The 25,790-nt window shown below is 46.4% G+C and carries 19 protein-coding genes; 2 read left to right on the forward strand and 17 right to left on the reverse strand.

Translation table 11 applies throughout. The features are described from left to right. Positions 1-15: 15 nt before the first annotated feature. The 4 genes from Psch_RS14440 to Psch_RS14455 form a co-directional block, all read right to left on the reverse strand. Complete coding sequence (locus Psch_RS14440; protein WP_190258588.1) at positions 16-1,470, reverse strand: FAD-binding oxidoreductase; 1,455 nt, start codon at positions 1,468-1,470, stop codon at positions 16-18. A gap of 458 nt (positions 1,471-1,928) precedes the next feature. Continuing rightward, complete coding sequence (locus Psch_RS14445; RefSeq protein WP_190258589.1) at positions 1,929-3,218, reverse strand: PucR family transcriptional regulator; 1,290 nt, start codon at positions 3,216-3,218, stop codon at positions 1,929-1,931. A gap of 217 nt (positions 3,219-3,435) precedes the next feature. Next, on the reverse strand, positions 3,436-5,076 hold the full coding sequence (locus Psch_RS14450) for an acyl-CoA dehydrogenase family protein (protein ID WP_243124130.1): 1,641 nt from the start codon (positions 5,074-5,076) through the stop codon (positions 3,436-3,438). Between the two features lie 460 nt (positions 5,077-5,536). Continuing rightward, a complete protein-coding gene (locus Psch_RS14455) occupies positions 5,537-5,719 on the reverse strand; it encodes a hypothetical protein (RefSeq protein ID WP_190258590.1) in 183 nt (60 codons plus the stop codon). Positions 5,720-5,791: 72 nt separating this feature from the next. Between Psch_RS14455 and Psch_RS14460 the strand changes: the two genes are divergently transcribed. Next, positions 5,792-6,070 (forward strand): CC/Se motif family (seleno)protein, encoded by a 279-nt coding sequence (locus tag Psch_RS14460; protein WP_190258591.1) that lies wholly within the window; start codon positions 5,792-5,794, stop codon positions 6,068-6,070. Positions 6,071-7,088: 1,018 nt separating this feature from the next. On the opposite strand, the gene Psch_RS14465 is transcribed toward Psch_RS14460, so the two are convergent. The 13 genes from Psch_RS14465 to Psch_RS14525 all read right to left on the reverse strand — a co-directional run bounded on the left by Psch_RS14465 (position 7,089) and on the right by Psch_RS14525 (position 22,400). Beyond that, on the reverse strand, positions 7,089-8,708 hold the full coding sequence (locus Psch_RS14465) for a CoA-transferase (protein WP_190258592.1): 1,620 nt from the start codon (positions 8,706-8,708) through the stop codon (positions 7,089-7,091). 100 nt (positions 8,709-8,808) lie between these two features. Continuing rightward, complete coding sequence (locus Psch_RS14470; protein ID WP_190258593.1) at positions 8,809-10,332, reverse strand: acyl-CoA dehydrogenase family protein; 1,524 nt, start codon at positions 10,330-10,332, stop codon at positions 8,809-8,811. A gap of 150 nt (positions 10,333-10,482) precedes the next feature. Next, the gene (locus Psch_RS14475; RefSeq protein ID WP_190258594.1) at positions 10,483-12,090 is read right to left on the reverse strand and encodes an FAD-binding oxidoreductase; all 1,608 of its coding nucleotides are present in this window, start codon (positions 12,088-12,090) and stop codon (positions 10,483-10,485) included. A 12-nt stretch (positions 12,091-12,102) separates the two neighbouring features. Then, the gene (locus Psch_RS14480; protein ID WP_134219025.1) at positions 12,103-13,479 is read right to left on the reverse strand and encodes a (Fe-S)-binding protein; all 1,377 of its coding nucleotides are present in this window, start codon (positions 13,477-13,479) and stop codon (positions 12,103-12,105) included. Between the two features lie 19 nt (positions 13,480-13,498). Next, positions 13,499-14,953 carry an FAD-binding oxidoreductase gene (locus Psch_RS14485; protein WP_190258595.1) on the reverse strand — a complete coding sequence of 485 codons (1,455 nt, stop codon included), beginning with the start codon at positions 14,951-14,953 and terminating at the stop codon, positions 13,499-13,501. 685 nt (positions 14,954-15,638) lie between these two features. Next, on the reverse strand, positions 15,639-16,202 hold the full coding sequence (locus Psch_RS14490; RefSeq protein ID WP_134219026.1) for a hypothetical protein: 564 nt from the start codon (positions 16,200-16,202) through the stop codon (positions 15,639-15,641). A 33-nt stretch (positions 16,203-16,235) separates the two neighbouring features. Then, positions 16,236-17,219 (reverse strand): VWA domain-containing protein, encoded by a 984-nt coding sequence (locus Psch_RS14495; protein ID WP_190258596.1) that lies wholly within the window; start codon positions 17,217-17,219, stop codon positions 16,236-16,238. Further along, positions 17,198-18,130, reverse strand: a complete 933-nt coding sequence (locus Psch_RS14500; RefSeq protein WP_243124132.1) for an AAA family ATPase — start codon at positions 18,128-18,130, stop codon at positions 17,198-17,200. The genes Psch_RS14495 and Psch_RS14500 overlap by 22 nt, the downstream gene beginning before the upstream one ends. A 36-nt stretch (positions 18,131-18,166) precedes the next feature. Beyond that, a complete protein-coding gene (locus Psch_RS14505) occupies positions 18,167-18,346 on the reverse strand; it encodes a hypothetical protein (protein ID WP_134219028.1) in 180 nt (59 codons plus the stop codon). Between the two features lie 14 nt (positions 18,347-18,360). Next, positions 18,361-19,350 (reverse strand): electron transfer flavoprotein subunit alpha/FixB family protein, encoded by a 990-nt coding sequence (locus tag Psch_RS14510; RefSeq protein ID WP_190258597.1) that lies wholly within the window; start codon positions 19,348-19,350, stop codon positions 18,361-18,363. Between the two features lie 15 nt (positions 19,351-19,365). Continuing rightward, positions 19,366-20,139 carry an electron transfer flavoprotein subunit beta/FixA family protein gene (locus Psch_RS14515; RefSeq protein WP_134220449.1) on the reverse strand — a complete coding sequence of 258 codons (774 nt, stop codon included), beginning with the start codon at positions 20,137-20,139 and terminating at the stop codon, positions 19,366-19,368. A 175-nt stretch (positions 20,140-20,314) separates the two neighbouring features. Next, positions 20,315-20,854 carry a PadR family transcriptional regulator gene (locus Psch_RS14520; protein WP_134218923.1) on the reverse strand — a complete coding sequence of 180 codons (540 nt, stop codon included), beginning with the start codon at positions 20,852-20,854 and terminating at the stop codon, positions 20,315-20,317. Between the two features lie 250 nt (positions 20,855-21,104). Next, complete coding sequence (locus Psch_RS14525; RefSeq protein ID WP_134218924.1) at positions 21,105-22,400, reverse strand: PucR family transcriptional regulator; 1,296 nt, start codon at positions 22,398-22,400, stop codon at positions 21,105-21,107. Between the two features lie 581 nt (positions 22,401-22,981). Between Psch_RS14525 and Psch_RS14530 the strand changes: the two genes are divergently transcribed. Beyond that, positions 22,982-25,738 carry a PAS domain-containing protein gene (locus Psch_RS14530; protein WP_190258598.1) on the forward strand — a complete coding sequence of 919 codons (2,757 nt, stop codon included), beginning with the start codon at positions 22,982-22,984 and terminating at the stop codon, positions 25,736-25,738. Positions 25,739-25,790: the final 52 nt, after the last annotated feature.

Consider the following 25,790-nt stretch of genomic DNA (forward strand, 5'->3'; position numbering starts at 1 on the left):
TCTCCTCCTTTCTCCTTAGAAACACAAGTTTCCGGGATTCATGATGTTGTTGGGGTCAAAGATCTTCTTAACCCGCTTCAATAATGAAGTATAGGAGCCTGCCCGCTCGTACATCATTGGCGCCAGCACGCCATAGGGCCTGGTGAAATAAGCCCCTTCGTTGATAAGAGCTGCTGCGGCTTCCTTGTATAGGTTGGCGATGTTTGCCTTTTCGCTTGCATCTGCGGGATTATAGAAAAAGGTGAACTCCAACTGGCAGGCCCTGTTGTGCTCGATGGGCTGTACGTACACACCGAGATCTTCAGGTTTGTAACCGTACTTAACAGCCACAGCCTGGACCGTTTTCACATAAGCCGGGGTGGCTTTCGGCTTGCAGATGAAGAAGAGGCTCTGGGAAGCGCCTTTCCACTGGTTCTTCCAATATACTTCCTTGGGCCAGGGATTTCTTAATAGAGGCAGAAGCTTTTTCCCGATCCCGGGGAAACCGGGCAGGTTATCGGTAAGAGCAATATCCTTGAATTCATTCTTCATTACCCCGTTAAGGAATTTCTCTTCATAGGCTATTTTCTCTTCGGGGCGGCGCACGAGGCCGCAAATGACCACTACCAGGGTCCAGGGCGGCAGGGCCTTCCGCAGTGCTGCAAAATCATCGGGCCATTTATCGGCAAGAATCGTGGCCAGATCAACATTATTGAGCAGCAGGACCTCCTCGCCAATTCTTCTCGGTAGAATTCTATAAAGGAATTCCTGGCCGCGAGCCAAATCAGTAATAGGCGCGAAAAGAACTTTGTCTATCTGCGGCTTGTGTTCGATTTTAAGGTTTGACCAGGTTAACGCACCCATGGTACCCTGTGCGCCCTGGACTAAACGGTAGAAGTCAAGGCCTGGGCCTGAGGGGTTACTACCATGGGCTTTGGATTGGGGGTACCCGTGTACGCTGGCTGAACCGCCTCTAAAAATATCACCGTTGGGCCAGACAACTTCAAAACCCTGCATGGGCTCGTTATATTCATAAACTGTATTGGTCGGCACTTCCCTTTCGAGATAATCGGTAAGGACTGAACGATCCTTATGCGGACAAAGCGGCATAACCATCCGCATCCCCTGCTTATCCAGTTCCGGCGCCAACTGCCCCCAGGTTACACCAGGTTCAATGCGAATCCGGCGGTCAAAGACGTCAATTTCGATAATCTTGTTCATTTTGCCAAGGTCCATGACGATTCCGCCCTGCTTGGGTATAGTACTGCCATGGAAATGCACCTTTGAACTGACCGGCACCACCGGAACGTTGTTCTCGTTGGCCCATTTCACCACCGCTGAGACCTGTTCCGATGACTCGGGCTGCACCACAATATTGGCCATTCCGGCAGGCAGGAGACTTAAATCCTGTGCATACTGCAGAAGGTCATCCCTTAAGTCGCTCACGTTCTCCTTACCAACAATCTTTTCCAACTCGTCCTTTATGCTCATGGTGTCCTCCTTTCAATTGAAAAAGCGTTAATTGTGGATCTCCATGGAAATTTTAATAGTTAATTTACAGCACAATCTTCATAAAACCACCTCCAATAGTGAAGATTCCTTGATGTTGGTTAATTCTCTCCGGGATGAATAAGAAGATTTTTAAGTTCCAATAATCCCTATGCTATTATCGGGTAATCTATTATAGGTTATAGTAGTTTGTGAAAATTGTCATAACCACTTCTATAAATATGGGGCCTTTTTGCGAGCACCCAAATTCTTATATCAGTAAGGCGCCTCCCTTATTTATTTGATTAAATTATAAATGGATGAAAAACTATAATCTATTCACGTTTCCGAGGAATCCGAGCCGGAAAAAAGCTTGGTTTTTCTTCACTTCATACGAAAAGGTCCGGTTGCCCATATCAAGGCAGCCGGACCTTTTTTACAATCGTTCACTTGGTGAGAATTTATCTCTTTAACAGGGTCTCTCCATAATATCGATACAACTTAATGGCCAACAGGAGCTCAAGCTTTGTATCTTTATCCTTCAAATCAAGGCCGGATATTTTTTCAGCTTTTTCCAGGCGGTATCTAAGAGTGCTTGGATGGATGAACAGCTCCCTTGCCGCGCTTTGAATACAGCAATCTTGTTCCAAATAACAGGCCAGGGTTTCAATCAGGTTTGTATTATGTTCAACACCATACTCGTACAGTTTTCCAATGATGCGCCGTACAAACTCTGACAGGGTTTGATCGTTGCCTGGCTGCGGCAGAATGCCCATCAGCCGCAGGGAATGATAGTAAAACACGCCTTCTTCAGTACCCGGTTGGGGGCCCGTAAATGATATAACCTTGCAGGCTTCGGCAAAGGCCACCCTATAGTCCCGCGGATAAAAACACTGGCGGCCTACACCTATTTTTACCTTACATTGCGTAAAGGTTATTTTGAGCGCTTCAAATATAACCTGAAGGTACTCAGTTACAACTGATGATTCCAGTTTTCTTCCGTCAGTTGATTGAACCAACAGTACCGCTTGCTCATCATTAACAGCGATTACATTGGCATTCAGATCAAGGTCACTGGTAATACTAAACAAAACATCTTCTATTTGCTGCTGTCCGGTCGCATTTTTGATTTGGATGACAGCCAAAACCATCTCCCTGGACAGATCCAGACCGAGGATCCCTTTTTCCCATTGAATGATATCGTCCTTGCCTTTATCATTGATAAGGCCGAGGATCAATGTTCTCCTCATTTCATCTTTCAGTTCCACTTGCGCATGCCGCAGAGTCACCAAAAAGACCAGGCTGTGCAGCGCAGCTTTGATCAATCTCATTTGATTCCAGTCTAATTCTTTTATAAATACGTGTAGATATCCTTTAATTTTGTTTTTTATTACAAAAGGGAATATTTGTCTGGGGTAGGTTACCCCGTAATCCGGCAGCTCCGGTAATTCTATAGGCTGTCCGGAACTCTGCGCCAGGTGGACATAATTAATGATCCTCGGATCAACACGCTGAGGCTTTAAATATTTTTTCCCTTCTCTTTTCTTAATGTGTGTAAAGGTGGTCTCATTATTATTAGACCGTGCAAGGACACGGAAAAATTCATCCTCGATAAGGATGCTCGTCTGACACTTTTTGGCCAGTAGATCAGCTATACCTTGATAGCCTCGCCCATTCACAATGATTTCCATAAATTGATCATAAAACGCATCCACTTCAAAATCGTTGGGATTAAGCAACTTTGTCCCCATAATTTCGTTTACCCCCAATGTTATTTGTGCAAAATGCGCATAAGACATTAAGAAGATGCCGACGGAATTCCTAAACCCAACAATACGTGTTAATGTCATTATATCATTGAAGCTTAAAAAAACATAACCCTGTCCGGGGCAGAAACCAGACAGGGTTATCAGTAAAACAGTTGCGCATCAAAATGCTGGTATTGTATGCTAAAACGTTATTGAGCCACTAAAACATTCTATCTTTGGTTACAAATTCCGGAGCCCACCTGTAGTATTCCTTGGGATAGGCTTTCTTCAGGCCTTTGTAGTTGGCCTTGACGAGCTGCAGCCCGCCTTTTTTGGTCCGGTAGGTCATGACCAGGCCCTGTTCTTCCAGAGCGTCTAGTACCTTGACCAGAGCTTCGTCATCAGCCTCAATGTATTCCTTAATATCGCCCAGGGTCATATGCAGACCCTGGTTGACCCTGTAGTCTTCGCCCAACACGGCCAGAACATTGTCTTCGCTCAGAGCCAATTTCTTCTCAACAGGTCCTGCCGCCGGCACCGGCACACCCAGCCTTTCGCTGATAACCCGGCGCGGCATCTGCATGTCTTCCGCCATCAGCTTGAGGCCGGACCTGAAAATAACCAGCCTGCAAGCTTCCAAAGTACCGCCTGCAATATAATCCGTCTTGGCAACTTCAAAAATGTTCTGGATCGGGTAGAAACGGTTTACCCCGTCACCGCCCATAACCTGTGTGGCGTCACAGCTTGAGGCAAATGTGTTTTCAGCGCCAACGGCCTTGACCATGCTGGCTTCAATCGTAATGTCCTTACCAAGGTCCCAAAGGTATGCCGTGTAGTAGACAGATATACGCGTCGTTTTGAGCCGCGAGATGATGTCCGCGATCCTGGTCTGGTTGCCGGCGATATCGATGGTAGGCCGGCCGAACTGGACCCGTCTTTGAGAGTAAGGTACAGTATACTGCAACAACATTCTCTGCCAGGCAACGGCGGAAGCAGAAATCAGAGTCCTTTCAAAATTGAGGCCGTGCATCAAAACTTTCCAGCCTTCACCCTCCTGGCCAATCCTGTTTTCCACCGGTACGATTACATTATCGAAATCCAGAGAACCATTTTGTACATTCTCGAACCCGAGGATCTCATTGATCCTTTCCGAGGAGAAACCGGGTGTACCTTTTTCAACAACAAAAGCGGTGAGATGGCGGTGTTTTTTGATATCCTCAGGGTTGCTGCTCGTCCTCGTATACACGATGTAATGCTGCGCCACGCCGGCACCGACGATAAAACGCTTTTTGCCGTTAAGGACATAATGGTCGCCTTCCAGTTTTGCTTCCACTTCCATGCCGGAAGCATCAGTGCCGGCAGTCACCTCGGTAATAGCAACGCACCCAAGCTCACCTTGGGCGATACGCGGCAGATACTTTTTCTTTTGTTCTTCCGTACCGAAGTCAAGAAACTGCATCAGGCCGCCCATCATATTTCCTACGATGATCCTGCCCATACCGGGACTATAGCTGTGAACTTCCTCAGCCACGATGCAACCGCCTGTGCAACCCAGGCCCATTCCACCATATTCCTTGGGGATGGCAGCGCCTGTAAATCCTGTTTTGCCAAACTCTTCATATAAATCGAAGGGGAATTCTCTCGCCCATCTGGTTTCCATTTCCCGACCCGCGATCTTTTGCATAAATGCTTTTACATCTTTTGCCAGCTGCTTGTGCTCTTCACTCCACCAGGGAAAGAAATCCATATTTTTTTCCTCCTTTAAGATTATAGTGATTGATTGCAGATTGCCATTGATAATGCGTATTCCTATGTGGCCGGGGTTTAAGTCGATCGTTTCCAGGTTATCCCTTAGCCCCAACTCTTACGCTCCCGGTAACGGTCTTGTTGTCCTTCCCCCTTTGCTGCTTAATTTAACTCTAGGGAAGTCTTTTCGATAAACAGTTGGTTATTTCCCCAGGGGTTAGAATGACTGCTATAGTTGATAGTATAATCAATGGTTTTAGTATCACCTATAGTAGTTGCCGCAGAAAAAAAGCTCTATTTCAAAAACAGAAGCATGTTAAATAAAACACTTTCTATGATACTATTTTAGAAGATGTTCAGGTCAAACAACATCTACAAAGGCTAGATAGATCTTTTATTAACAATAGTAATTGTATAGTAGTGTATTTAAAAGATCAAGTCTAAATTTATCTTAAACGGTGCGCCAGGCAGGCTTTACCAACTTAAAAGTCCTGTCCTCAGAGTCAGCTGGACAGGACTTTTAAGTACAACCTGCGTGTACTTCTTATACGATATTCTGCGCTTTTACCAATATTCTATCCTCTGTTGCCCAGGTCGGGAACCACCTGTGGTATTCCTTCGGATGCGCCACTTTCAGGCCAGTAGGTAACCTTGACAAGCTGGATGTCCTTTTTGTTCCGCAAGACCATGACATAGCCTTTTTTTTCCAGGGCGGCGTCATCAGCGGCAATATATTCTTTGCTATCGCCCAGCGTCATATGCAGGCCGGGGTTGATCTTGTATAATAAATTAAGGAAAGTAAGAATTAAGATATGAATGAAGGTGACTAAATGATAAAGATTGAGTTTACCGATGACGCTAAGGATTATATCCGCAAAAAAAACGCCGATTCCATTACCGTAGATATGATGTCATTTTACTATGGGGGCCAATACAATGAACCTGTCGTATCACACGGTAAACCAACTTCACCTCAAAATTACGACTTAGTAGTTGTAAACGGGATTAAAGTCTATATTTTTAAAGGCGCCGAAACCGAACCGGATGGGATTACAATATCCGTAGCAGAAGGTAATCAAAGACTGCATGTAGCAGGGGTTGGTTTATGACAAACTGGGTTAAAGTAATGGAAAGAAAAATCTAACATATAAGAGCCGGCAGCCTGATTGCATTGCATACGCTTTAATTCTGCGTTTTGAGCCAGGGAAGAGTGCTTGCAAGGCATCGCCTCCACAAAATTTTACGCATTACCCTTTTTAGAACCGTCCGCCTTTCCGATTTAAACATTCAATTAAAAAGAGACCGTTCTCACGACCTCCAGTAGCTTTTTCTCCCCAAGTTAAAAGTAAGCCCGGCTTTATTCCGGCCAGGCCGGAATAAGCCGGGCTTATTCCTCACTTACTCAACACTTATCCCAAATCAGTTTGTGCATATACTAACCCTGATACGCGCAGCCAATTAAATGCACTCGGCTCAACTTCCAGGAATATTTTAATTCCATCCGGTTCGCTTTCGGCGCCTTTAAACATATAGACTTCGAGCCCGTTCGCATTCACTAAATCGTACTTTGCAGTAGAAAGCGGTTTGCCTGCTGACACGGCAGGTTCCCAGAAATTGCCTCCTCATCCGCCTAAATTCATCATATCCACTGTAATCGAGTCGGCGTTTTTTTGGAGGATATAATCCATGGCGTCATCGGTGAACTCAACCTTTAGCATTAAGTCATCCCTCCTTCTTTTTTACTTTCTTAGTAATATATGATATTCTACACTATATTTTAATTTTCCTCCCTCTAATACCACTTGTCTTTATAATAGTTTTTTTGAAACGTATACGTTTCAAACTTGCTGAGCAGACAAAAAAACCACCTAATGTTTAGGCGGTTACACAAAAAATACTGAAATGAGTATGGCACAATTATATTACCATATTTTAAGGGATTTTGCTATGCTTTATAGTATTTCTACATTAAAGCAATTCCTGAAGTTATTTAAATGCAAGATAGGCATTACCAACACCGAAATTTTTTATCTGATAACGTTTTTTAAAGATAACTGGGGGTCTCTCATAAAGTGGCCCCCAGTTCAATAATACAATCTTAAGGCTTAAAAATATTTATGCGTCTTCTTAGATTGCACCCTTAGCTTCCAGGTAAGCCTTCAAGCCGCCCCATTTTTCCTGGAACAGCTCAGCCGGCATCAATTTCGGACCGCCTTCGGGGATGATCGGCTTGAATTCCATTTGATCCAAAATATGAGTCTGCAGATCGATGCCAGGCGCTATTTCTGACAGAAGCAGGCCCTGAGCAGTCCCTACGAATACGCATCTTTCTGTTACATACAGGATTTTGTGTCCGTCATGCACGGCTTGCTTCAAGCTGAAGGAGTTCTGTGGAATCTTTTTAACGAACTTCTTGAACTTGCCTTCTTTGTCTATAACCAGCTTGCCGTCCTCGATATGTGTTTTAATGCCGCCTGCAGTAAAGGTGCCTATAAATACCGCGAGCCTGGATGTAGCACAAATGTTCATAAATCCACCTACACCCTTTAATACGCCGCCCATTAAGCTTGTATTCAAGTCACCATTTTGGTCCACTTCGCCCAAACCGAAAGCGCCAAACTCCAATCCGCCGCCGTCGAAGAAGTTGAAGTGGTCGCCCTGGTCGGATAAGGATTCGACATTGTAGTGAGCGCCGAAGTTTATGCCTGCGGCGGGTACTCCGCCAACTGCGCCTGATTCTGAAATCAGAGTAAGGGCGCCGCTGATGCCCTCTTCAGCCAATATACTGCCAACCATCTGGGGCATACCCAGACCGAAGTTGGCTTTTGCGCCAAGAGTTACTTCCATGGCAGTTCTTCTTAATGCGACTTTAACTCCATCGAACGGGATTACATCTGCCCCGGTTGATACGTCGACCTTGGCTTCCCCTGTGAATGCGGGATTATATTTTCCGCCTGTAGTGCTGAGGCGTCTTTCCGGCTGCGTCTCAACAACGATATAGTCTACATAGATTCCGGGAACTTTAACCATCTTGGGATGGATTGTGCCGGTTTCAACGACTTCTTCTACCTGGACAAAAACCTTGCCGCCGTTAGCCCTAACAGCCTGGGCAATTGTTAACATTTCAAGATTGTAGGGCTCTCTGTCGGTAGAGATGTTGCCGTTTTTGTCGGCCTTGGTTCCTCTCATCCAACCGACATTGAGGTCCATGCCTTTGAAGAACAGTATTTCTTCTCCCCTGAAATCAGGGATGTACTCAACAAATTGCTCTTTGCTGTCTTTAGCTAACTGGTTGATTGCTCCGCCGTCCACACGGGGGTCGACAAAGGTGTTAAGACCGCATTGGGACAAGGCGCCCTTCATGCCTCTGGCTTGTTCCTTGTAAACCTGTAACAGGGTACCCAAGGGCAGGTTCCAGCCTGCTATTTTATTACTCATTAATTGCTCGGTTAAGAAATCGGAGCAGGCAGAGTGCGAGCAAACCCATCTTTCCATCAAACCGGTATGCGCCAGATGGTCTTCACACCGGCAAAAACCATTTTCTTTAGTAGCTGCAAAGCCCCCGCCGCCTGCCGCGTGGGTATAGCCGATGCTTTTGGGATGACTGGTCTCCAAAAATCTCTTTTCAACTTCCATTAAAATTTCTTCCGGCGTCCCGGAGCATCCAAATGTGGCAACTGCAATGTTGTCGCCATCATTGATCAAATACGCGGCTTCCTTAGCCGTGATAAATTTCGGTTTTGACATTATACACAAACCTCCGTTTACTGAATTTTCAAAAATCTTTACTGATAGATGCAATAATCACATGTGATTATTGCATCTAAGCAACCTTATAAAGCCTTTTCTAGAATACCCGCTCCTCAGTTGCCCAAGTCGGGAACCACCTGTAGTATTCCTTCGGATGCGCCACTTTCAGGCCATCGTAGGTGGCCTTGACAAGCTGGATGCCTTTTTTGTTCCGCAATACCATGACATAGCCCTTTTCTTCCAGGGCGACAATGGCTTTTTCCAGGGCAGCGTCATCAGCGGCAATATATTCTTTGATATCGCCCAGCGTCATATGCAAACCGGGGTTGATCTTGTAGTCTTCAGCCAATACGGCCAGAAGATTATCTTCACTCACAGCCAGTTTCTTCTCAACAGGTCCCACTGCAGGCACAGGAACGCCCAGTTTTTCGTCGATGACACGGCGCGGCATCTGAATATCCTCCGCCATCAATTTAAGAGCAGACCTGAATATGGTCAGCCTGCAGGCTTCCACGGTACCACCGGCCACGTGCTCAGTCTTGGAAACTTCAAAGACGTTCTGTACCGGGTAGAAGCGGTTCACACCGTCTCCTCCCATAATTTGCGTGGCATCATTTGCCGACTGCAGGGTGATTTCAGCGCCATAGGCCTTAACGGCACTGGCTTCAATGGTAACATCCTCTTCCATATCCCAAAGGTATGCCGTGTAGTATACTGCAATACGCGAGACCTTTAACCTGGTCACGATATTGGCAATTTTGTCCTGGTTAGCGGGAATATCGATGGTGGCTTTGCCGAACTGGACCCTCCGCTGTGAATAAGGAACGGCGTTGTTCAATAAAAGCCTCTGCCAGCCGATTGTGCCGGCGGAAATTACAGTTCTCTCAAAATTAAGTCCCGCCATCATTATCTTCCAGGCTTCACCCTCTTCACCGATCCTGTCTTTTTCCGAGACGATCACGTTATCAAAGTCGAGGGAGCCATTCTGCACGTTCTCAAACGCGAGAATCTCATTGAGCTTTTCGCAGCTGAAACCGGGTGTGCCCTTTTTAACCACAAAAGCGGTGAGGTGACGGCGCTTTTTGAAATCTTCCGGAGCATCGCTTGTTCTGGCATACACAAAATAGCGATCAGCGACACCAGCTGCAACGATAAAGCGTTTTTTACCGTTCAGGACGTAATGATCTCCTTCTTTTTTGGCGGTTAAGGTTATTCCTGCAGCGTCAGTTCCGGCTGTCATTTCAGTGATAACAACAGCCCCAATTTCGCCGCTGGCGATAGCGGGCAGGAATCTCTTCTTCTGTTCTTCCGTACCGGCTTCGATAATCTGCCGCAAGCCGCCGTTCATATTGCCCACGACGATCCGGCCAATACCCGGCATTAATGTGTGCAATTCTTCAGCCAGGATGCAGGCGCCTGTCGCGCCCAGTCCCAAGCCGCCGTACTCTTTGGGGATAGCAGCGCCGATGTAGCCTCTTTTGCCTATCTCTTTATATATTTCAAAGGGAAATTCTCTGGTCCATCTGGTTCTCGCATCAATTGGCGCGATTTCGTTACAAAATGCTCTTACCTCTTGTTGAAAAGCTAATTGCTCTTCTGTCCACCAGGGAAATCCTTTCATTTTACTACCTCCTTTAATGTAAATACCGGATTTTGATAGTAATATACTGAATATTACTATATCTGATAATACTATATGTGAGAATCACCTCATTATAGAATTACCTGGGCTATTGTTAAAATAGCCCAGGTAATTAAACGTACTATATTCTTACCACTTACGCATTGGCAGTTCTTCCGGAACTTCCCAATCTTTGATTTCCTGCATCCACGGCGCCCTGTTGACAAATTCGTCATGAGCAAGGGGCACCGGCGGGTGGCTGATCCATTGCGGGTCGAATTCTTCCTTGACCTTCAAAAGCCAGGTGTGATAGTTCGGGCCATACATCGGTCCGGTCAGGAACAGCGGCTGGTGAGGTCCTAACAATGAAGTATAGTAGCGGTGTTTGATGTTCATCTTCGAGGTGTCTACATAGAACTGGTCCACACCTTTGATGTCTTCGCGATGGTCCCAGTAAATGAGGAACTCGGAGTAACCCTGGTGGCCCATTTCGAAGCCCTGGAACCAACCGGGATCGCCGAAGTCCGGCATGAGCGGCGGTGTGTATTTCCGCTTGAGTTCGGCATAGGTTTCACCATGCTGTGTGGCCTGGGTGAGAGATTCAATGATATAGTCAACTGATACGTAGGAACCGCACATGAGCCACATGCCTGCCGAGTCGGCGTTTTTAATCCAGGACTCGTCTGAAGGCTTGGTGCGAGTCTGAGTTCCGCCCAGTTCCGTCATAATGTCGTTTAAGACTCTTACCTGATAGTCGAAATCTTCTTGAGAGGTATAGCCTACCACCAGCACCCTGACGATGAAGAAGTTCCTGAGGCTTTCTTCATTTTCAACCAGCCAGAGTTTCCAGAATTCTTCTTTGTCCTCAGCCTTGGCGATAGCTCTCCAGAACTTGGGAACCTTCGTCAATGCGGCGGCGATTTCAGCATGGCCAATTTGATACATGGCCTCAACCTGTTCTTTCTTGGAGGGCATCAGGAAGTTAAACCATCTTACCCGCGGCGGCAGGGCCAGGGCAGTGTTGGGAGCAATACCGCTCGGCTCCAGCTTCTCAGGCTGGAAGGGCAGGGTCTTGATCGCCATCTTGCTGACAATACCAAGGCAGCCGCGCAGTCCGGTGAAACCTCTCAACAGACCTCTTAAGTCGGGGCCGGGACCCTCACCCCAGAACGGGTCGTCCATGACTGCCAGTGAACCCATCTTCACTACGTCGCCCTCGGGCAGAACCAGTTCGGTGCCGAGGATACGCCTGTGCGGCAGACCAATCCTGTGGCTCAGGGGGGACCAACCGTCACCGATGAGGTTACAAATGGCCGAGCACTGTGCGCCGCCGCCGCCGATAACGGAGTAGGCGCCTTTGTTCAGGGCTTCCTGCTGGCAGGCTGCCAGGGTTACGCCGCTGCCCACATCAAAGTAGAAGTGTTTCTCATCATATTCAAACTGGTTGGTCCGCTTCAGGTCGATAATCAGCTCGTTTTCCACGTGGCAGTGGGTACGGGGACCATAGAAACCTGTTGAGTACGGTACGTACGGTACATCATAGCGGGCGCAGATTTTCACGACCTTCGAGATTTCTTCTGTATTCTTGGGGAGACAAACAGCATGCGGCAGAACGGTCATAACACGCTCATAACCGGTACCGTTTTCATAGCCGGCCGGACCTGAACGGTATCCTTCCATAACAGCCGGATCTTCGGAAATATACCTATCTCCCACAACCGCTTTAATAGCGTTGTATGCTTGTCTATTGATGCTCATTGTTACACCTCCTTATATTTCAACTGAGGCAGCGATAAGCTCAGCTATATCCATAACTTTCACGCTGCCGCCGTCTTCTTTGGCAACCTGGGCAAAGTTGCTCTTGCACCACGGGCAAGCGGATACAAGAACCTCGGCTCCAACTGCTTTAACCTCTTCCAAGCGATGGTTGGCCGCAAATTTGGAGAATTCCGGATAAGCTTCTTTCGTGCCACGACCGCCGCCGCAGCAGAACGCATTCTCACGGATCCTGATCGCTTCAGTGAAGTCAGCGCCGGGGATAGCATTCAACAGGTTGCGGGTTTGCGCATAGAGGCCTTGTCTGCCACGCCTTCTCAGCATTCCGGGATAAATCATACCCATCCAGCCGCGTTCGCCCTTATAAGGTTTCCAGGGGTCGCACAGTCTGCTGACGCTGCATGCGTCATGGTAGGTGAAGCGCACGTCAACCGGTTTGGTCAACTTCAGCTTGCCTGCTGCCAGCGCTTTGTCGGCAAATTCAATCAGGTGCAGGACTTCAAAGCCAAGGTCTTCCGTGGCGATGTCGAGCATCTTCGGATAATCGACCTTCCACATACGATAGCATTCAGCGCAGCTGGTCACCAGGGTTTTAGCGCCTGTGGCCTTCACTGCAGCAACGTTGGCTTCGGCCATTTTCTTGGCTTCATCAAACATACCAATGGAGAAGGGAGTGTTGCCGCAGCACTTCTCGTCTTTCAAGAGCATGAAGGGAGTGCCGGTGGCGTTGAAGATCTTCGCCGTCGCCTGTGCGATAGCGGGATTGACATAGGCGGAAGAACACCCTACAAAGTAGAGGACATCGGCCTTGTCGGCAACTTTGATGTCTTTCGTTACCCACTTGGTTCTGCTTTCAGTGGCCCCGAAATAGTTATTCTTTTTGGCGATATTGTCGACGACCTTCTTGTGAGCCGGCAGAGGAGCGGCGCCGTCTTTGACAGCCTTGACCCTCAGGGCCTCAAGGGACAACTCGATTTCCAGGTCGAGGTTACGTTTGCAACCCACGTCACAGGCTCCGCACAGCGTACAGGCATAGAGGATTTCCAGGAGCTTGTCCGTCCATTGCAGTCTGCCTTCTTCAATGGCCAGGCCGATTCTCATTTTGCCCATGGCGCCGTAAGCGTCAAAGTCATTCCAGAGGTTGCTGGCGCATCTGACCGGGAAAGACATGCCGGGGTTGTAGGTATGCTCTACCCAGTAGCACCCTTTGCACTTAATGCAGTGCTCCATGTCATAGACAAAATTCTTCAGGTTGGTAATATCAAAAGTGAGTGGCGTTTTTGGCGTATCATAGCGGTCACCTAGTTTATCAACTACAGATGCTTCTTTTCCTAAATTATGAGGGCCCGCCAACTGATCATATTTTGCCATGTTTCTTCCTCCTTTCTCCTTAGAAACACAAGTTTCCGGGATTCATAATATTGTTGGGGTCGAATACTTTCTTAACACGCTTCAAGGTCATGGTGTAGCTGGCAGCTTTGTCGTATACCATGTCAGCGATCTCGCCGTAAGGCCTTGAGAAGAAAGCGCCGGCGTTCATGAGAGCAGCTGCGGCTTCACGGTTGATCTTGGCAACCATGGCTTTTTCCTGCTCGTCTTCCGGGTTGTAGAACAGGCTGAATTCAACCTGGGCGGCACGGTTGTGCTCGATCGGCTGGATGTATTTGCCGATATCGGCGATGGGATAACCGTTCTTGGCGGCGATTGCATCCATAATCGCAACTTGTTCTTTTGCCTTGCCAGGTCTGGTGATGTAGAAGATATCCTGGACGCCGCCTCTTAAGCGATCCTTCCAGTACTTGACATCTGCCGGCCACGGAGACCTAAGCATCGGCATAAGTTTTCTTCCCAGGCCGGGGAAGCCGGGCAGTTTATCAGAAAGCGGCATATCGGTGAATTCACCACGTAAAACTTCAGTGAGGAATTTTTCTTCGTAGGCGATTTTTTCTTCCGGCCTTCTCATAACGCCGCTGATGGTCAGGATGAGTGTCCACGGCGGGAGCTTGGCGGCGAGTTCGTCAAAATCCTCAGCCTTGTCGGCAATGATTGCGGCGAGGTCAACGTTGTTGAGGAGGAGGCATTCCTGGCCAATCCTTCTCGGAAGGATCCTGTGCAGGAAGTTGTTGGCATATTCCAGATCGGTAACCGGAGCAAAATAGATCTTGTCTATTTTGGTCTGGTGTTCAATCTTGGCGCTCATCCAGTTGACAATACCCATGGTGCCCTGGGAGCCCTGCATAAAACGGTAGAAGTCAAGGCCTGGGCCGGAGGGATTGGCGCCTCTTGATTTTGAATCGGGGAAACCGTTAACGGATGCAGAACCCATTCTAAAGATGGAACCGTCAGCCCAGGTAACTTCCATCGACTGGGTCGGCTCACCATAATCATAAACGATATTCGTCGGAACAGCCCTGTCCAAGGTGTCGGATAATACTGAACGGTCCGGGCGGGGCAGCAGCGGCATAATAGTCCGCATACCCTGTTCCTTCAAAGCAGCGCAGTACTGGCCCCACGTTACACCGGCTTCAAACCTGGCCAAGCGGTTGGCTTTGTCAATCTCGAGGATTTTATTCATCCTCTTCATATCGACAACAACGCCACCCTGTTTCGGTATGCTGGAACCGTACAAGTGTGTCCGGGAACTAACGGGCACTACAGGGATGTTATTTTCGTTGCAGTATGCAACGACCTTTCCTACTTCTTCCGAGCTACCAGGCCATACCACGGCGTCTGCCATGCCTGACGGAAGGAGACTCAAATCTTTAGCATACAGTTGAAGGTCTTCCACTGTGTCGCTGACGTTCTCCTTCCCAACAATCTTTGCTAACGCGTCCTTGATGCTCATTTTGTTCCTCCTTTCAGATAAAAAAACTTTAACCATGTATTCCCATAGACCAGTTTTTGAGAACATTCTACAAGAAGCCCTCTCACTGAATGGAAACCAAACTGGGTTTTAAATAACTGCCTATTAAATTTGCTGCATAAACTTTCAGTTGGCTAGATTTCTTCCATTCCCCCTTTCACCATTGCGTCACGCTAGCCTCCTTTTCTTCAAATACAGTTACGTTTCGCAAATTAGCAACAATTTCACAGGCTATATTATTGGCTGTAATATAATACTAAGTTTTAATATTGATTATAGTAATACATGAAAAAAATAACAGCTTTCAAATAATCCTTTTTCTATATTCAATTATCAAAAAAATATTGCGCTGTAGTATAATATATAGTAGTATTAGATGTATTAGTTTAACTGCCCGCTTTGTACATTTGAGAACTATTACAACTAAATTATATCTACAGTTGTTCGCCCAATCTATTGACTCTTTTGACAAACCTTAAGCATAAACAGAAATTATTTTTGTTAACACTATACAAAACAGTCCGGCTGCCAGATATAACGGCAGCCGGACTGTATATTTCGTTGGATAAACCTGACTGACCAGGGGCTTAACGGCTATCCGAAGTAATTTATTTGTATTATTATCATACAAATATGGTTTCACATTCCCCGCGATTCGATAAGCTTTTCATCTCCGGATTATGTCAAGCATCCCATATTTACACCGAAACTGGCCTCCTGCAATGGAACCATCTACTTCCTCAACTGCCACCTCCGGAGAAACAAGCCTGGTTGAAGTTGGGACAACTGCAAAACTAGCCCCGGTCCAGATTATCATCATCGGCTCTGCAGGGATCTCACCAATAATAAGTCGGCCCTTGGAGATAGAGAGTTGAGATGGTTCCACATTCAGTATTCTCTGGTTCGCCTCGGAAAAATAATCATAGATTACTTCAATGGTAATTCCCAGCAAATCCAAAAGGTCATTGGAGAACCTGGTAAGCATTGGTGGATTCGCTTTTACCGACAAATATTCATCGGCCGGAAATAGCGGATGAGAAGCAAATTCCTCAGTTGTATCCTCAGGGTCTGTTGGACCAACCGTAACATTTCTATTGGCCAGTGAAATCCTGTCGACACCAGCCTTAATCAGCGGTTCGGTTTTTATCGGAATGCCGTGCGGCACCACATAAGTATAATCATCAAGCCTCAAGACGTCAAAAGGTATATCTATTTCACGGTCATAGGACAATTTTAAGCACCTTCTCTCATAAAAATTGGGGAACTACCTGATACACACTCTTCTAACCGCCTCGGCCATACCCTCCAGGTTTTTAACATCAAACAGTCCTGTAGCTGATCCGATAAAGGGACGGACATAGGTATCAAAATAAGACATATCCTCCTCCTCGTCTACAACTACGCGGAAGATATAGAAGGCTTTTGTCTTGCGGTAAAGTTTTCTTACTTCCAGAGAAGATTTCTCGGGTTCTGAAGTAAACAGGTCTGATAGCATGAGCACAACCGTTTGAGGTGAGAACTTGTCATGATGATCTTCCTGCAATGTTTTTAGAGCATAGTAAATACTCGTTGTACCGCCCCAGTTTTCCCTTAACTGCATGACACTGACAGTGTCCTGCCAGGTCTTCCCGAGATCTTTCGTTACATGTTCAAGATCCTGGGCAAAGATAAAGATTTCCTTTTTCGACAACTCAAGGCCAACCGCCTGAATTAGTTGGATCAGCATCTTGATCCATACCTGCATCGAACCGGAAGTGTCCAGGATGATTACGAGCCGGGGTTTTTTAATAACCCTGGTTTTATACTTAAGATCAATCATTACTCCACCCGTTTGGATGGAACGTCGCAAAGACCTCCTGTAGTCAATCTGCACATTCACTTTGCTGCGCCTGCGGTTACGGGACAGCGTAGAAACCAGCCGTTGCGCAATTTTACGCATCTGGATTCTGGCATCTTGCACGTCATCTTCAGTTATCTCGTCTTCCTGAACTGTCAAATACCCACTGCTGACTCGTTCAGTATTAACGACCAGCCCCTCTCCTGATAAGGGTTTGGTACCCTTGCGGCCCTGATATACGGCAGGCTCATCGGCAGGTATTGCTAAAACACCGCCGGGGCCGGACTTCAGCCTCTGGGTATCAGTGGGTAGTTTTTTAACAGGCAACCTGAAAAGTGCTGCAAGCCATTCCCAGTAGTTCTGGCATTGCTCTCTGATAATTTCAAGAGTTAGAGGTTTTTGCACACCCATTTCCCGCCACCTTTCTTCCTAAACGACTCTTGATCCTCCCTGGTCTTTAAAAAGAGCGAGTTCAATGTATTCAGGAACGTAGGTTCTAAGGCGGACAACTTGATATTTACTGCAGACTGGGCCAGGTCCAGGCTTTCCGATATGGACGGGGGTTTTAAGAGCTGCAACTCTACCCGCAACAAGTGCATGGTACGGGCAATCTGCAGAGCTAAAGCAGGGCGAAGACCATCAACCTTGCGCATCAGGATGGTAGCCTCCCGGTTCATCGTCGGAAAGTCAATATATAAATAGACACACCTTCTGCGCAGCGCGTCACCTAAGTCTCTCACAGCATTTGAAGTTAATATTACCGGGGGATGAGACGCAGCCTTTACGGTACCAAATTCCGGTATTGATACTTGAAAGTCCGAAAGGATCTCCATAAGGAAAGCCTCAAACTCCGGATCCACTTTGTCAATTTCATCAATAAGCAAAACAGGGGTTTTCTCAGCCTGAATGGCGGCCAGCAGAGGTCTTGGGAGTAAATAATCCGCCCCAAAGACATCGTTTTTGCCGCCTCTTTGGATATCAAGGATTTGTTTTTGGTAGTTCCATTCATACAGCGCTTTTCCCTCATCCAGTCCTTCATAGCACTGCAGGCGAATCAACTCCGCATCCAGGAGTGTCGCCAAAACTTTCGCTACCTCTGTTTTGCCGCTGCCAGGCGGTCCTTCAACCAAAAGAGGCTTGCCCAACCCAAGCGCCATATAAACAGTGAATGCCTCTTCATCCGAGCAGATATAGGAACATTCCTTTAACATTCTTTCTTTTAGCGACTGGGGCGTCATTTGACTGATCAAATGCTGCAGCCCCTCCGTTTGGCCGGTCTTGCCCACAGTATCGACCGCTGACTTAGCCAATCTGATATTCAATTTTTTATCAACTCCTTTGTCAATATTATAGGTGAATTAAGATGCTCCCCAGTGAAATATCAGGGCAATGCTGTAAGTAACAAGGATGGAGACAAACAGGCAGATGACCGAGACGCCAAATCGCTGCCATTGACTTGTGATGCTGCGGCTTAAGATATGCCCTGCAACCGGGAACGACATCCCCAATAGCGCAGCAAGAATAATGGCTTTCAACATACCACTCACCCCTTTCATGACGCCAATAGTTTTTTGCACTCTTCAGTGAGGAGAGGCACCACCTCAAACAAATCGCCAACGATGCCGTAGTCCGCTACCTTAAAGATGTCCGCCTCGGGATCCTTGTTAATGGCCACGATGCATTTGGATGAGCTCATCCCGGCCAGGTGCATGGTTGAGCCTGAAATACCGCAGGCAATATACAAGGCAGGTGAAACGGTCTTGCCGGTTTGGCCTACCTGAAAGCTTTGGGGAATCCAGCCGGAGTCGACAGCGGCCCGGGAAGCGCCCACCGCCGCACCCAGGACATCAGCCAGTTCCTCCAGAATTTTATAGTTTTCCGGCCCCTTCATACCGCGGCCGCCGGAAACGATAATATTGGCCTCGGTCAGTTCCGGACGGGTGGAAATCTGCATCACAACGTCTTTGATAACCTGCCTTAAGTCTGTTTTTTCCAGATGAACAGCTACATTTACCACTTCAGCGCCGCGCCCGGCCCGCGGCTCGTCAGCAGTGAGCACATTGGGGCGAACCGTGGCCATCACGGGCTTTAGCTCGGGGCATACCGCCTTTACGAAAGCCTTGCCGGCATAAACCGGACGCACAAAGACAAGCTGCCCGCCGCTCAGTTCCACGCCGGTGCAATCGGACATAAGACAGGTCTTTACTTTCTGGGCCACCCTGGCGGCCAGGTCGCGGCCCAGCACGGTGCAGCCAAGCAACAACACGGAAGGCTCTTTTTCCATAATCAGGTCGCCCAGCGCCTTGCTGTAGGCGTCGGTAGTATATTGGGCCAGCATATCGTCATCAGCCAGGTAGACTTTATCGGCGCCATATTCTGCCAGCGTGGAAGCCAAACCGGAAACTCCTTTGCCGAAAAGGAGGGCGCTCACTTCTTCACCGGTCTCTGTTGCAAGCTTGCGGCCGGCGCTTAACAGTTCAAGGGTTACTTTTTTTATTTTTCCATCACGGTGCTCTGCAAAAATCCAGATACCCTTTGCCATGTGGCTTTTCCCTCCTTAGATAATTTTGGCTGTTTCCCGTAAGATACGGCATAATTCACGCGCGGCTTCCGGCGCTTCGCCGGGCACAAGCTTGCAGGCGGCCCGGGGCGCGGGCAGGAAATAGGAAATCGCCTTCACTTTTGGCGCGATTTGAGCGGCATCAAGGCCGAGTTCGGACAAAGAAAGCTTTTGGAAAGGTTTTTTCTTGGCCTGCATGATCCCTCGCATGGTAGGGTAGCGTGGCTCGTTGAGGCCCTTTTGGGCGGTAATCAAGGCCGGCAGGGGGACCTCCACGACCTCGCTGCCGCCTTCAATATCCCTGGTGGCAACAGCTTTGGCGTCCTCAATGGTGAGCCTGGTGACAACATTTACCTGGGGCAAGCCAAGCAATTCGGCCACTCTTACCGCCACTTGAGCGGAACCATCATCAACAGCGCGCCAGCCCGCCAGCAACAGGTCAAACTCCAGGCCGCCCAGTACTTTGGACAGTACCAGAGCGGCGGCATATTCGTCGCTGCCGGCCATATTGTCGTCAGTAACCAGTATTGCTTTATCGGCCCCCATGGCCAGGGCCTGGAGCATGGCGTCCTGGGTTTCCGGCGCTCCTGCCGAAATGACTGTAACTTCCCCGCCGTGCTTCTCCTTAAGCCGCAGAGCCTCTTCAACGGCAAATTCGTCGTAGGGATTGATAATCAGGTTGACACCCTGGCGCTCAATTTGCCCACTGGCATCCAAACTGATTATTGCCGCAGTGTCAAAAGTTTGTTTCATCAGAACCGCAATCCTCATATTATTCCTCCTCGACATAGCTCGAAAAAAGTGATTCCTATCACAATCATTTTCAAACGCCTATTCCAATTCCAGGAGCCCAGCATAACAAGACAGGGCGTAAACAAGGAATTTTCTTCCACGCTTACACCTTTTTAGACTGAACGATATTGATTTATTTAAATGGTTCAAATGCTTACTCATCGATACCTATTTTTCGTATAACATCCTGTAAAATTTTTTCTTCTGCTCCGCGTAAATAAATTAGATTTTTAATAATGATTCTTTTCTTATTTTTGAGATCTTCCTCAGATGTATAGATTTCTTTCATTCCTTGTATGTTTGCTCTAACTTTCGCAAGCCTTTTTTTTAAACAGCTGTTTATTTCGCCTGGAGACAGCAAATTGCAGGCTTCAAGCCCAACATTAAGATCCAGGTAATACCATTCGAGATTAGAAAGCAGTCTTTTCGAAACTTCAACCAAAGCCGCCCGGCCGGAATCTGTAATATAATACCTTTTCCTTTCAGGCATTTTACCCTCTTTTTCATTTTTTGAGCAAACCAAGCCTTTTTCTTCTAACTTTATTAACACCCTATAGATAGAGGCCACACCGATCCTGACCCATCTCTTCATTTCCCGCAATTCAATAGCCTTATCAATTTCATAGGCGTAGGATGGTTTTTCATTTACAATATGGAGAAGAATAACCTCTATATTCGATAATAATTGCTCCATTGTTCATACGCCCTATAATATTATTAACTACCTATTTAAGACATTTTATTGTGATTTTTTTACCTTATTATGAAATGCGTTAAACCATGACATTTCATTATATATATAAATTGTAATGCAAACAATTCATATAATCTATTAGCTCTTCTGACAAACCTTACACATAAAGATACTTTGTTTTTGTTAACTTCATACAAAAAGGCCCGGCTGCCAGATTTTCGGACAACCGGACCTTTTAATTATTTGTAAGTTAGACCTTCCAGAGAAGATCTCCCTGATACCTGTAGAGCTTAATAGCCAGCTGAAGCTCCAGCTTTGTATCATTGTCCGCCAAGTCAAGACCGGATACTTTTTCAGCCTTTTCCAGGCGGTACCTCAAAGTGTTGGGATGAATGAATAACTCCCTCGCCGCACTTTGGATACAGCAATTGTGCTTTAGATAACACTCCAGGCTCTCAATCAGGTTGATATTATGGGCGATACTATAATCGTGCAGTTTTCCCAAAATAAGACGCACAAATACCGGCAAGGTTTGCTCATTTACCGGATGCAGCAGGACTCCCATCAACCTCAAAGAATGATAGTAAATTACGCCTTCTTCGCTCCCTTGTTTGGGCCCCGTAAAAGAGAGAGCCTGGCAGGCTTCGTTATAAGCGACCTTATAATCCCGTGGCTTAAAGCACTGGCGTCCAACACCTATCTTAACCTTACAGCCGGAAAAAATCATCTTCAGGCCCTCAAATATCACCTGAAGGGATTCATTCACTACCGTTGATTCCAACGTGTAGCCTTCCGATGGTTGGACCAGCAGCACCGCCTGCTCATCATTAATGGCGATGGCGCTGGCATTTATATAAAGGTCGCTGATTATGCTGCGTAAAACCTCTTCTATTTGCCATTTCCCCGGCGCCTCCTTAATTTGCACAACCGCAAAAACAGCTTCCCGGGACAGATCAAAACCAAGGACCTGTTTTTCTCCATGAATTTTACTTGCTTCATCTTTATCCGATATAAGGCCAAGGACCAAACTTTTCATAATTCTATCTTCCAGTTCCACTTGCGCATAGCGGCAGGTTTCCATAACCGCCAGGCTGTGCAGCGCTGCTCTGGCAATTCTCATCTGTTCCCAGTTTAAATCTTTTTTAAAAATGTTTAAGTATTTCTTGATTTTATTTTTAATTACCACAGGAAACACCAGTCTGGCTGAAGTTATCCCGTACTCCGGCAACTCTGGAATCACCACAGGCCGGAGAGTATTTTGCAGCATGCGTACATATTCAATTATCCTTGGGTCCAAATACTGGGGCTTCCAATATTTAATTCCGTTTTTCTTCTGTTTTTTGGAAAAGGTGGAGGTATTAAAAAAAGAACGCGCTTGCACAAAGAAGAATTCATCCTCAATAAGGACACTTACCTCAAGCTTCTGTGCCAGTAAATCGGCAATCCCCTTGTAACCACCGCCGTGAATTATTATTTGCAAAAACTCGTCGTAAAGTGAATCCACATCAACGTCGTCAGCCTGAAGTAAATCTCTAGCCATCAACATATGCTTACCCCCCAACGTTAATCATGTGAGAAAAACAAAGGTTACAGCCTTAAGTCACATGGTCTAAACCCAATTGATACCATACTATGGGGTTTCACTTCTGAAGTCTTCAACTTGGACGAGTATTAGTGAAGAACACCTCCGCATCCATTCTATAAAATATTTTTATTTATAGGACTGGCTCGGGAAGTTTTCAATTCACAATATTTGGACGGGATAACATCTATCCACAATGAACTATTATTGTGTTTAATAATTACTGAATTTATTACATTATATAGTAGTCCGAACAAAAAATAAATAGTATCCATAAATAATTTCAATATAGTATATAGTACTATAAAGTATAGTACTATTACCAATTAATTTGCTATATAAAGTTAAACAAACAATATCCATTAGAGTTTATTTTAAAAAAACAATAATACAAATTAATACTTAAATATCTTTAATCCATTTAAAATAATTTTCAACTAATAAGGTTCGACATAATTCCCGAAGGTAATTGGGGTGTGATTGTCAAACAATGAAGCTTGCTTGACTTTGGGTATTTACTCCAATGGCGGAATGGAGGTTAAAGAATGAGAGATGAAAACAAGCCAAAAGCACAACTTATCAACGAACTGGTCGAAATGCGCCGGCATATTATAGAAACGGGAACCAAGCTCAAGCAAACAGAGTCATTGTTATATGATTGCAAGGAAAAAATAAAGTATTTTAATTCCTTTATGACTGCTGTTTCAGATCGCAAGCCTGCGGAGGACAAGCTGCGCGCCGCCCACCAGCGGCTTCTTGATATAATCGAATTTCTCCCCGACGCGACATTTGTCATCGATCAGGATAAAAAAGTTATCGCCTGGAACCGTGCCATTGCGGAAATGACAGGCGTGCCAAAAGAAGCTGTTATGGGAAAAGGTGAATACGCTTACGCTGTACCTTTTTACGGAAGCCCACAACCAATCCTGATTGATCTCATTTTTTCGAATGACCGGGAAATTGAAAAAAAATATATGTATATCGATAGACAGGACAATAAAATATTTGCCGAAAAATACTCCCGTTTTCCCTTTAGCGGCATTGAATCCATTATGTGGGGCGTTGCGGCGCCGCTATTTGATAAACATGGCAGTCTCGTAGGAGCTGTCGAATCAATACGGGATATTACCAAGCATAAACAGGCGGAGTCAGCGCTGAAGGCCGAGAGGCAAAGGCTTTATTACGTACTGGACAGGCTGCCCGCCTTTGTTTGTCTGATCACAAAAGACTATTCGATATCTTTTGCCAACCTTTACTTCCGCGAGCGTTTTGGCGACTCCATAGGAAAACCTTGTTATGAAGTCTATCGAAAACAAAATAAACCTTGTTCACACTGCCCGACACTAAGTGTGCTTAAAACTAAAACCACCGTGGAATGGGAGTGGACCAGTTTAGACGGCAGGGTGTACCAGGTTTATGACTATCCCTACAATGATATGGACGGCTCCAGGCTGGCGCTGGAATTAATGGTTGACATTACCGAAAGCAAACAAATAAAAGAAGACCTGGAAATGAGTGAAGCCCGCTATCGCGCCATAGTTGAAGACCAAACCGAGTTTATCTGCCGTCACCTGCCGGGGGGAACTATAACCTTTGTTAACGAAGCTTACTGTCGCTACTTCGGCATAAAACGAGAGGAACTGCTAGGAAGCAATCTTAGGACATTTATTGGTGTAAATGCCATGAAACAACTTGAAGAACATTTTTCAACCATTAATACCAAAAACCCTGTTGCAACTATTGAACTGAATGTTTTAATGTCCTGGGGTGAAAATCGCTGGCAGCACTGGACCAACCGGGGGATATTTAACGAACAGGGCCATCTGGTTGAGTTCCAATCCGTAGGGCATGATATAACCAAGCGTAAGCTGGCGGAACAAGCATTACAGGAGTCAGAAACAAAATACCGGACCCTGGTAGAGCGAATTCCCGCGATAACATATATCACCCGGCTTGATAAAACCAGCACCACTATATACGTAAGCCCTCAAATAGAAAGAATACTTGGTTTTACTCAGGCAGATTTTGAGGCCGAACCGGATACCTGGCATAAACAACTGCACCCGGATGACCGGGAGCGGGTCTTGGCTGAGCTGTCCCTTTTCCATGTAAACAATAAGCCTTTTCAATCAGAATATCGAATGGTTGCCCATGACGGCAGTGTTTTATGGATGAAAGATGAAGCCAATATAACCCGGGACTTTGATGGCCGCCCCCTCTATGTGCAGGGCATTATGTTTGACATTACTCAACAAAAGCAAGTGGAGGAAGCCCTGCGCACATCGGAAGAACGTTTTAACAAAGCCTTTAATGCCAGCCCTGTTCTTCAGGCAATCATATCCTTGTCCAGAAAATGTTTCATTGACGCAAATGAAAGCTGGTTGAGGACAATGGGTTTTAAGCGTGAAGAGCTGTTGAACCATACCATTTACGAAAGGTACATAAATGAAAACATAGCGCTATATGAAAATATTATTAAATCCAGTGACCAGTGGCCAATACATAATATGGAATTCGTATTTCACACGAAAACCGGTGAGAAGAGAGCCGGCCTCTTTTCAGGAGACGAAATATATCTCGGTGGTGAAAGGTGTTTTCTTGCTGTGATCAGGGACATCACAGAAAAAATGCAGTTTGAAAAGGAAATGGCACGTCTCGACAGGCTGGACCTGGTAGGAGAAATGGCGGCGGGTATCGGCCATGAAATAAGAAACCCGATGACAAGTGTACGTGGTTTTTTACAAATATTTTGCACAAGAAAAGAGTTTGCCCCATATAAGGAACATCTGAACCTTATGATAGAAGAACTGGACCGGGCCAATACAATTATTACAGAGTTTCTTTCCCTCGCCAAAAACAAAGCAGTTGTGCAAAAGGCCCAAAACCTTAACCATATCGTACAGGCTTTATCTCCATTAATTATGGCTGACGGCATGGTTGCTGATAAACACATTGAATTTGAACTAAATGCTATACCGGAAATAGCCCTGGACGACAAAGAGATCCGCCAGCTAATCCTCAACCTGGTACGCAATGGTTTCGAGGCCATGTCCCCCGGTCAGAAAATGAAAATAAAAACATTCCAAGACGAAAACGTCATAGTCCTGGCAGTGCGGGACCCGGGAAAAGGTATTGAACCCGCCGTCCTCGAAAAATTGGGAACCCCCTTCTTCACTACTAAAGACAATGGAACCGGCCTGGGGTTGGCAATGTGTTACAGTATTGCCGCCAGACACAATGCTACCATCCAAGTAGAGACCGGGCCTACCGGGACCACTTTCTCGGTAAGGTTTAAGATGTGAATATTTATATAGGAAAAAGGAACTTAACATATCCAATAGAAATATATAAAAG

Source organism: Pelotomaculum schinkii, assembly GCF_004369205.1.
GTDB classification, from domain to species: domain Bacteria; phylum Bacillota; class Desulfotomaculia; order Desulfotomaculales; family Pelotomaculaceae; genus Pelotomaculum_C; species Pelotomaculum_C schinkii.